Annotated in this window: 11 protein-coding genes and 2 tRNA genes; 7 read left to right on the forward strand and 6 right to left on the reverse strand. The window is 75.1% G+C overall.

All coding sequences use genetic code 11. From position 1 onward, the window contains the following. Positions 1 to 77: 77 nt before the first annotated feature. Positions 78 to 959, forward strand: coding sequence for a trypsin-like serine protease (locus tag J2S46_RS13400; RefSeq protein WP_229912497.1), 882 nt, complete (start codon positions 78 to 80; stop codon positions 957 to 959). 161 nt (positions 960 to 1,120) lie between these two features. Next, complete coding sequence (locus tag J2S46_RS13405; RefSeq protein WP_191289174.1) at positions 1,121 to 1,870, forward strand: trypsin-like serine peptidase; 750 nt, start codon at positions 1,121 to 1,123, stop codon at positions 1,868 to 1,870. Between the two features lie 136 nt (positions 1,871 to 2,006). Here the strand turns inward: J2S46_RS13405 and J2S46_RS13410 are convergent. Together J2S46_RS13410 and J2S46_RS13415 are read right to left on the reverse strand one after the other, a co-directional pair. Continuing rightward, positions 2,007 to 2,079, reverse strand: a tRNA-Asn gene (locus tag J2S46_RS13410). A 58-nt stretch (positions 2,080 to 2,137) separates the two neighbouring features. Further along, a tRNA-Asn gene (locus tag J2S46_RS13415) sits at positions 2,138 to 2,213 on the reverse strand. 244 nt (positions 2,214 to 2,457) lie between these two features. Between J2S46_RS13415 and J2S46_RS13420 the strand changes: the two genes are divergently transcribed. From J2S46_RS13420 to J2S46_RS13440, 5 genes are all read left to right on the forward strand, one after another. Next, positions 2,458 to 2,754, forward strand: a complete 297-nt coding sequence (locus tag J2S46_RS13420; protein ID WP_190209930.1) for a hypothetical protein — start codon at positions 2,458 to 2,460, stop codon at positions 2,752 to 2,754. 199 nt (positions 2,755 to 2,953) lie between these two features. Further along, positions 2,954 to 4,387, forward strand: coding sequence for an FGGY family carbohydrate kinase (locus tag J2S46_RS13425; protein WP_191289175.1), 1,434 nt, complete (start codon positions 2,954 to 2,956; stop codon positions 4,385 to 4,387). Positions 4,388 to 4,490: 103 nt separating this feature from the next. After that, positions 4,491 to 5,894, forward strand: a complete 1,404-nt coding sequence (gene gad, locus J2S46_RS13430; protein ID WP_191289176.1) for a glutamate decarboxylase — start codon at positions 4,491 to 4,493, stop codon at positions 5,892 to 5,894. Between the two features lie 185 nt (positions 5,895 to 6,079). Beyond that, positions 6,080 to 7,060: a DUF2690 domain-containing protein gene (locus tag J2S46_RS13435; protein ID WP_191289177.1), complete on the forward strand. Its 981-nt coding sequence runs from the start codon at positions 6,080 to 6,082 to the stop codon at positions 7,058 to 7,060. A 235-nt stretch (positions 7,061 to 7,295) separates the two neighbouring features. Then, a complete protein-coding gene (locus J2S46_RS13440; protein WP_191289178.1) occupies positions 7,296 to 7,469 on the forward strand; it encodes a hypothetical protein in 174 nt (57 codons plus the stop codon). A gap of 33 nt (positions 7,470 to 7,502) precedes the next feature. Here J2S46_RS13440 and J2S46_RS13445 read toward each other — a convergent pair whose 3' ends face one another. From J2S46_RS13445 to J2S46_RS13460, 4 genes are all read right to left on the reverse strand, one after another. Next, positions 7,503 to 8,753, reverse strand: a complete 1,251-nt coding sequence (locus J2S46_RS13445) for an RNA polymerase sigma factor (protein WP_442358320.1) — start codon at positions 8,751 to 8,753, stop codon at positions 7,503 to 7,505. A gap of 170 nt (positions 8,754 to 8,923) precedes the next feature. After that, positions 8,924 to 10,843: a DNA primase gene (gene dnaG / locus J2S46_RS13450; RefSeq protein ID WP_191289179.1), complete on the reverse strand. Its 1,920-nt coding sequence runs from the start codon at positions 10,841 to 10,843 to the stop codon at positions 8,924 to 8,926. Between the two features lie 41 nt (positions 10,844 to 10,884). After that, on the reverse strand, positions 10,885 to 12,219 hold the full coding sequence (locus J2S46_RS13455) for a deoxyguanosinetriphosphate triphosphohydrolase (RefSeq protein WP_191289180.1): 1,335 nt from the start codon (positions 12,217 to 12,219) through the stop codon (positions 10,885 to 10,887). A gap of 189 nt (positions 12,220 to 12,408) precedes the next feature. Beyond that, positions 12,409 to 13,275, reverse strand: coding sequence for a sirohydrochlorin chelatase (locus J2S46_RS13460; RefSeq protein WP_191289181.1), 867 nt, complete (start codon positions 13,273 to 13,275; stop codon positions 12,409 to 12,411). Positions 13,276 to 13,281 lie beyond the last annotated feature (6 nt).

The following is a 13,281-nucleotide window of genomic DNA, read 5'->3' on the forward strand; positions in this document are numbered from 1 at the left end:
CGGGCCCGATCCTGGGAGCCGACGAGCCGGCCCGGTCCACGGTCCGGCGCGGCGCGGAGGGTGCCGGGGTGCGGCGGATGACGATGCGTGAGCTGACCGCGGGAACCTGCGCCCTGGCCCTCGCGCTGGCCTGCGCGGGGTGTCTGTCCCCGGCCGGGCCGCCCGCCGCCACGGCGTCCGGCACCCCGACCACCGGCACCCCGGCACCGGGCACCCCGACGCCGGCGGCCGGCGGCACCGACGCGGTGCACGGCTGGACCAAGGACCGGATCCGAGCCGCCGTCGCCGAGCACCCCGGGACGACCCGCACCGCCGCTCCCACCGCGCTGAACAGCCTGGTCGGGGCGGTCTTCACACATTCGGCCGCCGGCGACCACTTCTGCACCGCGAGCGTCGTCGACAGCGCCGGCCTCAACCTGATCGTCACCGCCGCGCACTGCGTCGACGACCCGCGCCTCGGGCCGCGCGGCGACCTGGTGTTCGTCCCCGGCTACCGCGCCGGCGAGACCCCGAACGGCGTCTGGCCGCTGCTGTCGGTGACGGTCGACCCGCGCTGGGAGGAGTCCGGCGATCCCGACATCGACGTCGCCTTCGCGGTCGTCGCCCCGCAGAACGGCCGGCAGGTGCAGCAGGTGCTCGGCGCCAACCTGCTGGGCATCGACCGGGACCACCGGCTGCCGGTGAAGGTGACCGGCTACCCGAGCAGCGGCGACCTTCCCATCACCTGCAGCAACACCTCGCAGGAGCAGAGCCCGACCCAGCTGCGGATCGACTGCCCGGACTACACCGGCGGCACCAGCGGTAGCCCCTGGGTGACCGACTTCGACCCGGCCACCATGACCGGCACCGTGGTCGGGGTGATAGGCGGCTACCAGCAGGGCGGCGACACCCCCGACATCTCGTACAGCAGTTACTTCGGCGAGGACGTGCAGGCCCTGTACGACCGGGCCACCGGGTGAGCGGGCCGGGCGGTGGCGCCGCCCCCGTCCGGACTGGTAGATCTTCCAGGTACGGGGCGCCGGACGACGGCGGCCCGGCGCGCCGGACGGCCGGCCCCCGGCGCGGCGCCCGTACACCCGACACGCGGCCGCCGGACGCGAGGACGAGAGGCGGAGTCCTGATGGCACTCGGCCCGGCCCGGCCCGTACGCGCTCGGCTGCTGCCCCCCGCGGCCGCCCTGCTGATCGCCGCCACCGCCTGCAGCGCCGCCGTCGAGGCGCCCCCGGCGGCCCGCACCGCTCCCCGGGACGCCGCCGGGGACCGCGTCGGCACGCTCTCCCTCGGCACCGCCCAGGGGCCCCGCGCCTGTACGGCCAGCGTGGTGCGCAGCCCCCGGCACAACCTGCTGGTCACCGCCGCGCACTGCGTGGTGCCGGACGACTACGGCCCGCAGGAGGGCCTGGTTTTCACCCCCGGCTACCGCAACGGCACGTCCCCGTACGGCAGCTGGGCGCTGGACGCGGTGACCGTCGACCCGCGCTGGAGCGAGGAGGCCGACCCCGAGTACGACGTGGCGTTCGTCACGGTGAAGCCGTCGGGGGGCCGCCAGATCGAGGACGTGGTCGGCGGCAACAGCCTCGGCGGCGAGAGCGGCTTCGGGCTGGCCGTCTCGGTGACCGGCTACCCGAACGGCGGCGAGGAGCCGATCACCTGCTCCACCCGGACGGCCTCGCAGAGCCCCACCCAGGAGCGCTTCGACTGCGACGGCTACACGGACGGCACCAGCGGCAGCCCCTGGATCACCGGGGCCGGCGCGGTGGTGGGCGTGATCGGCGGCTACCAGGAGGGCGGGGACACCCCGCGGATCTCCTACAGCGTGACCTTCGACGAGCGGGTCACCGAGCTCTACCACCGGGCGGCGACCGGCTGAGGCCGGCCGAAGGCAGCGGACGGCCGGCCGGGGACGGGAGCGGGGCCTGACGGTGACGGGCCGGGAAACACGAAGGCCCCCCGGTCGATCGGGGGGCCTTCGCTCTGAGCACTCACCGGGGACGAACCCGATGAAGCTCCCGCATTTGGACTCGAACCAAAAACCTGCCGGTTAACAGCCGGCTGCTCTGCCAATTGAGCTATGCGGGATCGCGCGTACCGAGGTACTGCACAGCAGGCGTGCCGGGCCCGTGGGCCCGGCTTCCTGTGGCTCCCCCAATTGGACTCGAACCAATAACCTGCCGATTAACAGTCGGCTGCTCTGCCAATTGAGCTATGGGGGATCGGCTTCCGCTCCGGGCTTCCGGTCTCCCGGGCCCTCGGCGCTCGCTGCGGGACATACATTAGCGCACTCAGGGGGGTGGTCCGCCAATCGCTTTCCCGCCACCGCTCCGCGACCCCCCGCCCGGCGCGCCCGGCGCGCGGCCGGCGTACCGCACGGGGATGCTGGGGACACGGACGGTTCGCCGCCGCGAACGGCGGGTAGGGCAATGCGGCACAGTCCGCGAGGAAGGGTGGAGACCGAGCATGTGGAAGCTGAGTTTCATCGTGGGGGCCGCGGCCGGGTACGTGCTCGGTTCGCGGGCGGGCCGGCAGCGGTACGAGCAGATCGCCAAGGCCACCCGCAAGGTCGCGCAGAACCCGCGGGTGCAGAGCGCCGCCGGCAAGGCCAAGCAGCAGGCGGGCGCGGCGGCCGGCAAGGCGGCCGGCGCGGTGGCCGACAAGGTCGGTGACAAGCTGCCGAACTCGCTGACCGAACGGGTGCCGTACTTCAACCGCGAGCCGGTGCCGGCGGACGACAGCTGGGGAACCTTCCGGCCGTGAACGGACCGCTCGCGCCCCGCGCGGACGCCGGGCCGGCGGGCGGCGGCACCACCGCGCCGGCCGGCCGCACCGGAGCGGTGCACGAGGCCGGGTCGCCCGCCGAACCACCGTGCGACCGGACGCCTACCGGCCGGTACCGACTGGGCAACACTTGTGCCGCCCGGCCGCGTCCGGCCGCCCGCTGAGGCATGATCTCGACATGGCCATCGTCGCGGGGATAGACAGTTCGACCAACCGCACCAAGATCGTGGCGTGCGACGCCGAGACCGGCACCGTGCTGCGCTCGGGCAAGGCCCCGCACCCGGCCCCCGAGGGCGACGACGCCCGGGCCGGGACGGACCCGCAGTCCTGGCTGCACTCGCTGGGGGAGGCCGCCGCGGGCGGCCTGCTGGAGAGCGTCCGGGCGATCGGCGTCTGCGCCCAGCAGCACGGCATGATCGGCCTGGACGCGGGCGGCGTGCTGGTCCGCCCCGCCATCCTGTGGAACGACCCGCGCTCGGCCGGCGCCGCGGCGGCCCTGGTGGACGCCCTCGGCGGCCCCGCCGCCTGGACCCAGGCCATCGGCGCCGTCCCGACCGCCAGCTACACCATCGCCAAGCTGCGCTGGCTGGCCGAGTTCGAACCGGCCTCGGCCCGGCGGATCGCCGAGGTGCTGCTGCCGCACGACTGGCTCATCTGGCAGCTCCTCGGCCACCCGCAGCGCCGCACCACCGACCGCGGCGACGCCTCCGGCACCGGCTACTGGTCGCCGGTCACCGGTGACTACCGGCAGGACCTGGTGAAGCTCGCCCTCGGCCACGAACTGCGGCTGCCGGAGGTCCTCGCCCCGGCCGAACCCGCCGGGCACACCCCCGAGGGCCTGCTGATCTCGGCCGGCACCGGTGACAACATGGCCGCCGCCCTGGGCCTGGGCCTGGGCCCCGGCGACGCGGTGGTCTCGATCGGCGGCAACGGCACCATCTTCGCGGTGCACGACCGGGCCGTGGTGGACGCCTCCGGCGTCATCTCGTCCTTCGCAGACGCCACCGGCCGCCACCTGCCGATGGCCGCCACCCTCAACGCCGCCCAGGTGCTACGGGCCACCGCCGGGATGCTCGGCACCGACCTGGAGGGCCTCAGCGAGCTGGCCCTGCAGTCCTCCCCCGGCTCCTACGGCCTGGTGCTGCTGCCCTACCTGGACGGCGAGCGCACGCCCAGCCTGCCGCACGCGGCGGGCACCCTGACCGGCCTGCGCGCCGAGTCGATGGCGGCCCACCACCTGGCCAGGGCCGCCGTCGAGGGCATGCTCTGCAACATCGCCGACGCGCTGGACGTGCTGCGCGCCAAGGGCGTGGAGGTCCGCCGGGTGTTCCTGCTGGGCACCGCCGGCCGGCTGCCCGCCGTCCGGCAGATCGCGCCCCAGGTGTTCGGCGTGCCCGTCGTCGTCCCGGCGCCCGGCGACCACGCGGCGCGCGGCGCCGCCCGGCAGGCCGCCTGGGCACTGGCCGGCGGCGCCGAGCCGCCGCACTGGGAGCTGCCGGAGGGGGCCGTCACCACCGTCCCCGACCAGGAGCGGGACCTGCCGGTCGGGTCGGCGGTGCGCCGGCAGTACGCGGCGGCCCGGGAGCAGATCCACCCGGAGACCGCCTCCTGAGACCGTCCGGGGGCCGGCCGTGGTGGCACCGGACGTGCGTCACCCGGCCACCGGTGGCAGCGTGGAGCGGGACACGGCCGCCGGAGCGAAGGACGGATCCCCCATGGCGCTGCACGAGGGAGCCGACGACGACCGGCGGCTGACGGTCAGCCCGTTCATCGGGGCGGCCGACCCGCTGGGGTCGATGGAGCTGGCCCCGCCGGTGCACCGGCTGGCCCGGGGCCCCGTCCCGGCGGAGACCGCCTACCAGCTGATCCACGACGAGCTGATGCTGGACGGCAACGCCAAGCTCAACCTGGCCACCTTCGTGACCACCTCGATGGAGGCCCAGGCGACCCGGCTGATGACCGAGTGCCTCGACAAGAACATGATCGACAAGGACGAGTACCCGCAGACCGCCGAGCTGGAGCGGCGCTGCGTGGCGATCCTCGCCGACCTGTGGCACGCCCCCGACCCGAGCAGCTCCGTCGGCTGCTCCACCACCGGCTCCAGCGAGGCGTGCATGCTGGCCGGGCTGGCCCTCAAGCGCCGCTGGACGGCCCGCAACGCCGAGCGGTACGCCGCCGGGGCCCGGCCCAACCTGGTGATGGGCGTCAACGTCCAGGTCTGCTGGGAGAAGTTCTGCGCCTTCTGGGAGGTGGAGGCCCGCACCGCCCCGATGGAGGGCGAGCGCTACCACCTCGGCGCCGAGCAGGCCGTGGCGCTCTGCGACGAGGACACCATCGGCGTGGTCGCGATCCTCGGCTCCACCTTCGACGGCAGCTACGAACCGGTGGCGGAGATCTGCGCGGCCCTCGACGGACTCCAGGGCCGCACCGGGCTCGACGTGCCGGTGCACGTGGACGGCGCCTCCGGCGGCATGGTCGCGCCCTTCCTCGACCCCGACCTGCCCTGGGACTTCCGGCTCCCCCGGGTCTCCTCGATCAACACCTCCGGCCACAAGTACGGGCTGGTGTACCCGGGCGTGGGCTGGGCACTCTGGCGCGACAAGGAGGCCCTGCCGCAGGAGCTGGTGTTCCGGGTGAACTACCTGGGCGGCGAGATGCCCACCTTCGCGCTGAACTTCTCCCGCCCCGGGGGCGAGGTGATCGCCCAGTACTACACCTTCCTGCGGCTCGGCCACGACGGCTACCGGGCCGTCCAGCAGGCCTCCCGGGACGTCGCGCTGTACCTGTCGGGCGCCGTCGAGAAGCTGGGCTGCTTCCGGCTGCTCACCCGCGGCGACGAACTGCCGGTCTTCGCCTTCACCACCACCGGCGACGTGCCGTTCGACGTCTTCGACGTCTCGCGCCGGCTGCGCGAGCGGGGCTGGCAGGTCCCCGCCTACCGCTTCCCGGAGAACCGGACCGACCTCGCCGTGCTGCGGGTGGTCTGCCGCAACGGTTTCTCCCGCGACCTGGCCGACCTGCTGCTCGCCGACCTGACCCGGCTGCTGCCGGAACTCAAGAGCCAGCCCGGCCCGTTGAAGGACCTCGGGGTCCCGGCCCGGACGGCCTTCCACCACTGACCCACCGTCGGGCGGCGCTCCGGGTGCCTGCCGGGCCGCCGCCCGTCCTGGGTGCGGGCGGCGCGCGCTATGCTGCCCGACGGACTCTCAGGACCACCAAACCGCCGGGCCTTGAGGAGGGGGCCGTCCAGGCGCGTGGCACCGTCCCGTACTCAGCCGGACCCGGTCACCCCCAGGCGAACGGCATGACGATGACCACCGAGGACTCCCCCACCACGCCCCCGAACAGCGCCTCCGGCCCCGTACCGGACGCCGGGCCCGAGGCCGCCGAGCGGCTGCGCCTGGAGCTGCTGGCCTTCAAGGACGCCTCGGGGCTCAGCTACGCCAAGATCGGCGAGCGGACGCACTACGCCAAGTCCTCGTGGGAGCGCTGGGTCAACGGCAAGCAGTTCCCGCCCCGCGGGGCGGTGGAGAGCCTGGGCACCGCCTTCGAGCACGAGGTGGCCCCGCTGCTCGAACTGTGGGACCTCGCCGACCGGGAGCGCAGCGAGCGCGAGCAGGTGGCGGCCGGCGCGGCCGCCACCGGTGCCGGGGCGGCCGGCGCCGAGGGCACCGGCGCCGAGGACGGCGCGGCCGACGCACCGGCCGGACGCACCACCCGGTGGACCGCCCGCCGCGCGGTGGCCGCCGGGGCGCTCGCGGCCGTCCTGGTCGCCGCCCTGGTCCTGGTCCTCGGGCTGGCCCGGGACGGCGACGCCACGGACACGGCCGCCGGCGCCGCGCCCACCGTCGCCGCCACCGGCAGCGCGGCGGCCGCGCCCGCGCCCACCGGGTCCGCCTCCACCACCGCCTCCGCCCCCGCGACGCCGCGTCCGATCGGCTGCAGCGCGGCCGGCTGCAGCGGGAAGGACCCGGGCGCGATGGGCTGCAGCCAGGACGGCCAGACCCTCGTCCTGGGCAAGAACCAGGAGATCGTCATGGAGTTGCGCTACAGCAAGGCCTGCTCCGCGGCATGGGGCCGGATCACCTACGCGGCGCCCAACGCCATCGTCTCGGCGGAGAACTCGGACGGGACCACCTCCCCGTACGCCGTGAAATGGGGCAACGACGCCTACTCGCCGATGGTGGAGCTGACCGGCGACAAGTCCGCCTGGGTCTGCGCCACCCTGCCCGACGGAGCCACCCGCGCCTGCACCGACCACGTGAAGGCGCCGGCCGCGCCCTGAGGCCTGCCTTCCGCCCGGCCGAAGGAGCCGCCGGACAGCCGACACCGTCCCCACTCCGCGACGTCCCTGCAGGTCAGAGCCTTGGGGACGCCGCGGCCCGGTTGGGGACGGCGTGGAGCTGGACCGCGCGGTGGGCCGGGCCGGAGCATGGTGATCACCGCAGGGAAGGCGTCCTCGCCTTCCGTCGGGCCCGCCGGGCCCGTCGTCCGCGCGGCCGATCTCCACGGAGTCCCTCATGTCCGTCGGCTCGCTGCTCGACCGCAGCTGCCTCCCGTCCGTCCTGACCCGCCCGGCCGCGGCCGGCCCCGCCGGAGCGCGCGGCCCCGCCGCCTCCGCCACCACCGCCGCCCCGGGCACCGGCCTCGCCGGCCTGGCCCGGCCGCTCGCCAACAACAGCATCTGGGGCTGAGTCCCGCACGATCCGGGGGCCGACCTCCGGACGTCAGTCCAGGTAGCCGCGGAGCTGCTCGGCGAAGGCGTGGTCGCGCAGTTTGCCGAGGGTCTTCGACTCGATCTGGCGGATCCGCTCACGGGTGACCCCGAAGAGGTGCCCGATCTCCTCCAGGGTGCGCGGGCGCCCGTCGTCCAGGCCGTAGCGCAGTTGCACCACCTGCCGTTCGCGTTCGCCGAGGGTGGCCAGCACGGCCTCCAGGTGCCGGCGCAGCAGCAGGAACGAGGCCGACTCGACGGGTGAGGCCGCGTCGGCGTCCTCGATCAGGTCGCCGAGGGCCACGTCGTCCTCCTCGCCGACCGGGGTGTGCAGCGAGATCGGCTCCTGGGCCAGGCGCAGCACCTCGCGGATCCGGGTCTCCGGCAGCTCCAGGACGGCGGCGATGTCGGCCGGGGTCGGCTCGACGCCGCGCTCCTGGAGCAGTCCCCGCTGGATCCGGATCACCCGGTTGATCAGCTCGACCACGTGCACCGGGACCCGGATGGTGCGGGCCTGGTCCGCGAGGGCCCGGCTCATCGCCTGCCGGATCCACCAGGTCGCGTAGGTGGAGAACTTGTAGCCCCGGGTGTAGTCGAACTTCTCCACCGCCCGGATCAGGCCGACGTTGCCCTCCTGGACCAGGTCGAGCATGGTCAGGCCGCGTCCGATGTAGCGCTTGGCCACCGAGACCACCAGGCGCAGGTTGGCCTCGATGAGCCGGCGCTTGGCGATCCGGCCGAGCACCACCAGACGGTCGAGCTCGTCGGCGAGGCGGTCGTCCGGGCCCGGGGTGCGGGAGAGCCGCTCCTCGGCGAACAGGCCGGCCTCGACCTGGCGGGCGAGCTCGACCTCCTCCGCCGCGGTCAGCAGCCGGACCCGTCCGATCTCGCGCAGGTACTGGCGGAACAGGTCCGCGGCGGGGCCGGCGGCGGCGTCCAGGGAGGCCGCCCGGGCCGGCCCATCGCCGGGCCCTTCGTCGGGCTCCTCGACGGGCTCCTCGACGGGCTCCTCGGGCGGCTCCTCGACGAGCTCCTGGGCGGGATCCTCGACAAGCTCCTCCGGCGGCTCCTCGACGGGTACCGCCGGCCGGCCGCCGGGGGTACCGGACCGGGCATGGGGCAGCTCCGGACCTGGTGGGCGCGGGCTCGCGGCGCCCCGGCCCGAGGCCTCCCGGCCGGGGCCGTGCGGGCCCGGGAGATCGGCGCTGTCGAAGGTGTCGGGGGTCCGGGTCGGCGTAGGACGAACTGTCGCGGCTGGGTCCACGGGCATCCCCTCGGGGCCGTGCGCGACTCTGGCGGACCCGCGCTGAACGGAGGTGGGACGCCCTCCAGTGTGGGGTACGCCACACGCTCCGGCCGAGACTCGTGCGCGCACTTTCTGCCGCCGGGCCGCGGCGGGCCCGCGACCGGCCGTCACCGGCGGGGGTTCGCCGGCTAGAGCGCGGCGGCGCCCCGGCTGCGCAGCTGCTGGCCGTACTGCTGGAGCTGCCACAGCTCGGTCTGCACCGCGTGCAGCTCCTCGGGGGCGGCCCGGTTGCCCAGCCGCTGGAGCTGGGCCCTGACCTCGGCCACCCGCCGCTCCACGGCCTGCAGCCGCAGCTTGACCAGGAACTCGCCCGCGTAGATCTCGTCGGGCTTGCGCCGGGTGCGCACCGGCTCGACGGTCAGCTCGGTGACCAGCGAGCGCACCTGGTCGTCCGGCGCGATCTCCCGGACGGTCTTGGTGAAGTCGGGCAGGGCGGCCCCGTACGCGGCGCCGCCGGCCTGGCCGATCGCCCTGCGCACGGCCGTGTACGGCGGGGTCGGGAACTCGTCCTCGCCGTAGTTGTCGAAGGCCGGGCTGACCAGCGCCGGGTACTGCAGGGCCAGCTTGAGCAGCTCGCGCTCGACGAACTGCGCCGGGTCGCGCGGGTTGAGCCGGAAGACCGGGCGGGCCGGCTGCGCCGGCTGGGCCTGCACCTCCGGCCGGCGGGCCTGCTGCTGGTTGCCGCCGCGCTGGTTCTGCTGCTTGTTGTCGCGGTCCCAGCGGGCGAGCTGGCCGACCCGGCGGACCACGAACTGCTCGTCGAGGATGCCCAGCATGCCGGCCAGCTGGACGGCGTACTCGTGCTGGATCGAGCGGTCCTTGATCTTGGCGACGATCGGCGCCGCCTCCAGCAGCGCGGCGGACCGGCCCTCGGCGGTCTCCACCCGGTGGCGGGCCACGGCCGAGCGCAGCGCGAACTCGAAGAGCGGGACGGGGTTGTCGATCAGCGTCCGGACCGCCTCGTCGCCCTGGGCGAGGCGCAGGTCGCACGGGTCCATGCCGCCGGGGCTGACCGCGATGGAGGTGCGGGCGGCGAACTTCTGGTCGTCCTCGAAGGCCCGCAGGGCGGCCTTCTGGCCGGCCGCGTCGCCGTCGAAGGTGAAGACGGTCTCGCCCCGGTACTGGGAGGTGTCCATCAGCAGCCGACGGATGATCTTGATGTGGTCCTCGGCGAAGGCCGTGCCGCAGGTCGCCACCGCCGTGGTCACCCCGGCCAGGTGACAGGCCATCACGTCGGTGTAGCCCTCGACCACCACCGCCCGGCCCGACTTGGCGATCTCCTTCTTCGCCAGGTCGATGCCGTACAGCACGTTGGACTTCTTGTAGATCGGCGTCTCGGGGGTGTTGAGGTACTTCGGACCGTTGTCGTCCTCGCGCAGCCGGCGGGCGCCGAAGCCGATCACCTCGCCGCCCATGTCCCGGATCGGCCAGACCAGCCGGCCGCGGAAGCGGTCGATCAGGCCGCCGCGCTGGCCCTGCGAGGCCAGGCCGCCGAGCAGGACCTCCTTGTCGCTGAAGCCCTTGCCGCGCAGGAAGCGCACCAGGTGCTCCCAGCCGGCCGGCGCGTAGCCGACCCCGAAGTGCTGGGCCGCCTCCTCGTCGAAGCCCCGCTCGGCCAGGAACCGCCGGCCGATCTCGGCCTCCGGCGACTGCAGCTGCTCCTGGAAGAACGCGGCGGCCACCTTGTGCGCCTCGACCAGCCTGGTCCGCTCGCCCTGCTGGTGGCGGGGGTTGTAGCCGCCCTCCTCGTAACGCAGGGTGATGTTGGCCTGGGCGGCCATCCGCTCGACGGCCTCGGCGAAGGTGAAGTGCTCGATCTTCATCAGGAAGGCGATGGTGTCGCCGTTCTCCTGGCAGCCGAAGCAGTGGAAGACGCCCTTGGACGGGTTGACGTAGAACGACGCCGACTTCTCGTCGTGGAACGGGCAGACGCCCTTGTACTCGCCCCCGCCGCCGTTGGTCAGCTGGACGTACTCGCCGACCACCACGTCGATGGGCAGCGCGCTGCGCACCGCCTGTACATCTTCATCCCTGATCCGCCCGGCCACTGTGGAAGTCTACGTCCCCGGCGGCCCGTCCCCGGGTGCCTTCAGGTCCGGGCCGCCGGGCCGAGCAGCCGGGCGTGCAGGGCGAGTGCCGAGGCGTCGGTCAGGGTGGCGATCTGGTCGATCACCGCGCGCAGGGCGGCGCAGTCGTCCTCGGCCTCCTCGTAGCGGGCGGCGAAGACCACGTCCAGACCCTCCGGGGCCCGCCGGGTCAGCACCTCGGCCAGCTCGGCGATCACGATCCGCTGGCGCGAGCGGAGCTGCTCCTGCTCGTCGCGCTGCATCACGTACCGGACGGCGACGGCCTTCAGCACCGCGCACTCCAGCCGCACCTCGCGCGGGACCACCAGCTCGGCCGCGTACCTGGTCAGCCGGCCGGGGCCGTAGCGGGCCCGGGTGGCCTGCTCGGCGGCCAGGCAGAACCGGCCGATCAGCTGGCTGGTGAGGTCCTTGAGCCCGGCCCGGGCGCGGGCCGAGCCGTCGTAGGCGGCGGGCCACCAGGGCTGGGCGTGCAGGCGGTCCAGCGCCTCCGAGAGCTCCTCGGGCGGGGCGTCCGGGGCGTACCGCCCGGCGACCTTGAACAGCTCGGCGCGCTCGACCGGGGAGCGCAGGGCGTCCGGGTCGATGTGGCCGGCCTGCAGGCCGTCCTCGACGTCGTGGGTGGAGTAGGCGACGTCGTCCGACCAGTCCATGACCGTCGCCTCGAAGCACTTGCGGTCCGGCGGGGAGCCGGCCCGCAGCCAGCGGAACACCGGCAGGTCGTCCGCGTAGACGCCGTACTTGGTGGAGCCCGGGTCGGTGGGGTGGGCGCCGCGCGGCCACGGGTACTTGGTGGCGGCGTCCAGCGCGGCGCGGCTGAGGTTGAGGCCGACGCTGCGGCCGGGCCAGGGCGCGAGCCGGGCGGCCTCCTCGTCGAGCGGGGCGAAGCGCTTGGGCTCCAGGCGGGTCAGGATCCGCAGCGACTGGGCGTTGCCCTCGAAGCCGCCGCAGGCCTCGGCGGCCTGGTCGAGCGCCTCCTCGCCGGTGTGGCCGAACGGCGGGTGGCCGATGTCGTGCGCCAGGCAGCCGGTCTCCACCAGGTCCGGGTCGCAGCCGAGGGCCGCGCCCAGCTCGCGGCCGACCTGGGCGCACTCCAGCGAGTGGGTCAGCCGGGTGCGGGGGAAGTCGCTGCGCATCGGGGCGACCACCTGGGTCGTCCCCGCCAGCCGGCGCAGGGCGGCGGAGTGCAGGACGCGGGCGCGGTCGCGCTGGAACGCCGTACGGCCGGGGCGTTTGTCCGGCTCGGGCACCCAGCGGGCCTCGGCGGCCCCGTCGTACGGGCCCGGCTGGTTCGAGGGGGTCAGGTCCGGGGTGGCGGTGCGGTGCGCGGTGTCGTCCATATGGCAGTCACGGTACGCCGCCCGTCCGACAGCCGGGGGGTGCCGCGCGTGACCGGGCGCACAACAGGGCGCGAACCCCGGGCGGGGGCGCGGCCTGCGGCCGGGCGCCCGCGGGCACCGGGTGCGGGCGGTCGGGCACCGGGTGCGGTCGGGCGGGGGCAGGCGGGGGCGGGCGGCCGCCGCCGCGGCTCAGGCCGCCGTCCGCAGCCGGGAGTGCTCGTAGCGGGCCAGCACCAGACGGGCCATCAGCTCGTGCGCGCCGAGCGGGGCGCTGGTCAGCCAGTCCCCCGCCGCCGCGGCCAGCCGGGCGAAGTCGCCGGGGGCGGTGAAGTACCCCGCCACCGCGATCCGGCGGTAGCCGCGCGCGGACAGCCCGGCCACCGCCTCGGCCACGCTCGGCGAGCCGGCCGCCACGTACCCGGGCACCACCGGCACGTGCAACCGCCGCGCGAGCAGCCGGGCCTGGGCCTCGGTGTCGACCGCCGCGTCCGGGTCACGCGAGCCCGAGGCGGCCAGCACGACGGCGTCGCGGCCGTGCCGGTGCCGCTCGCGGACGGTCGCGGGGTCGCTCCAGCCGGCCTCCACCAGCCGCTCGTACAGCACTTCGGTGAGCAGCCCGTCCGGCCCGAGCGGGGCCGTGATCGTGCCGCTGACCTGCGGCGCGGCCGCCAGCAGGGCCGGCAGGTCGACCTTGACGTGGTAACCCCGGCCGAGCAGCAGCGGCACCAGGACCACCGGGCCGGCCAGCTCCGCCAGCACGTCCGGCAGCAGCGGCGCGTTCAGCCCGAGGTGGGCCAGCCGGACGTCGAGCTCGGGGCGGGCGCCGCGCAGCAGGGCGAGCAGCCGGCGGATCTCGGCGAGGGCCGCCGGATCGCGCGAACCGTGCGCGACCAGCACCAGGGCCGGGCGGCGGGCCGAGTGCAGGACCAGCGGCGGGCGGACGGCCGGGCGGCCGGCCGAGGTGCCGGCCGAGGTGCCGGCCGACCTGGCGGTGAACTGCTGCGAGATCTCGGCGAGGAGGTCGGAGGAGCTGGAGGTCCAGGTGGGCGGCGTCATGGTTCC

Origin of the sequence: Kitasatospora herbaricolor (assembly GCF_030813695.1) — a bacterium.
GTDB classification, from domain to species: domain Bacteria; phylum Actinomycetota; class Actinomycetes; order Streptomycetales; family Streptomycetaceae; genus Kitasatospora; species Kitasatospora herbaricolor.

Excerpts from the sequence above, each read along its gene's own strand:
- J2S46_RS13400 (WP_229912497.1), top strand. The coding sequence starts at position 78 with ATGACGATGCGTGAGCTGACCGCGGGAACCTGCGCCCTGGCCCTCGCG.
- J2S46_RS13405 (WP_191289174.1), top strand. The coding sequence starts at position 1,121 with ATGGCACTCGGCCCGGCCCGGCCCGTACGCGCTCGGCTGCTGCCCCCC.
- J2S46_RS13420 (WP_190209930.1), top strand. The coding sequence starts at position 2,458 with ATGTGGAAGCTGAGTTTCATCGTGGGGGCCGCGGCCGGGTACGTGCTC.
- J2S46_RS13425 (WP_191289175.1), top strand. The coding sequence starts at position 2,954 with ATGGCCATCGTCGCGGGGATAGACAGTTCGACCAACCGCACCAAGATC.
- gad (WP_191289176.1), top strand. The coding sequence starts at position 4,491 with ATGGCGCTGCACGAGGGAGCCGACGACGACCGGCGGCTGACGGTCAGC.
- J2S46_RS13435 (WP_191289177.1), top strand. The coding sequence starts at position 6,080 with ATGACGATGACCACCGAGGACTCCCCCACCACGCCCCCGAACAGCGCC.
- J2S46_RS13440 (WP_191289178.1), top strand. The coding sequence starts at position 7,296 with ATGTCCGTCGGCTCGCTGCTCGACCGCAGCTGCCTCCCGTCCGTCCTG.
- J2S46_RS13455 (WP_191289180.1), bottom strand. The coding sequence starts at position 12,219 with ATGGACGACACCGCGCACCGCACCGCCACCCCGGACCTGACCCCCTCG.
- J2S46_RS13460 (WP_191289181.1), bottom strand. The coding sequence starts at position 13,275 with ATGACGCCGCCCACCTGGACCTCCAGCTCCTCCGACCTCCTCGCCGAG.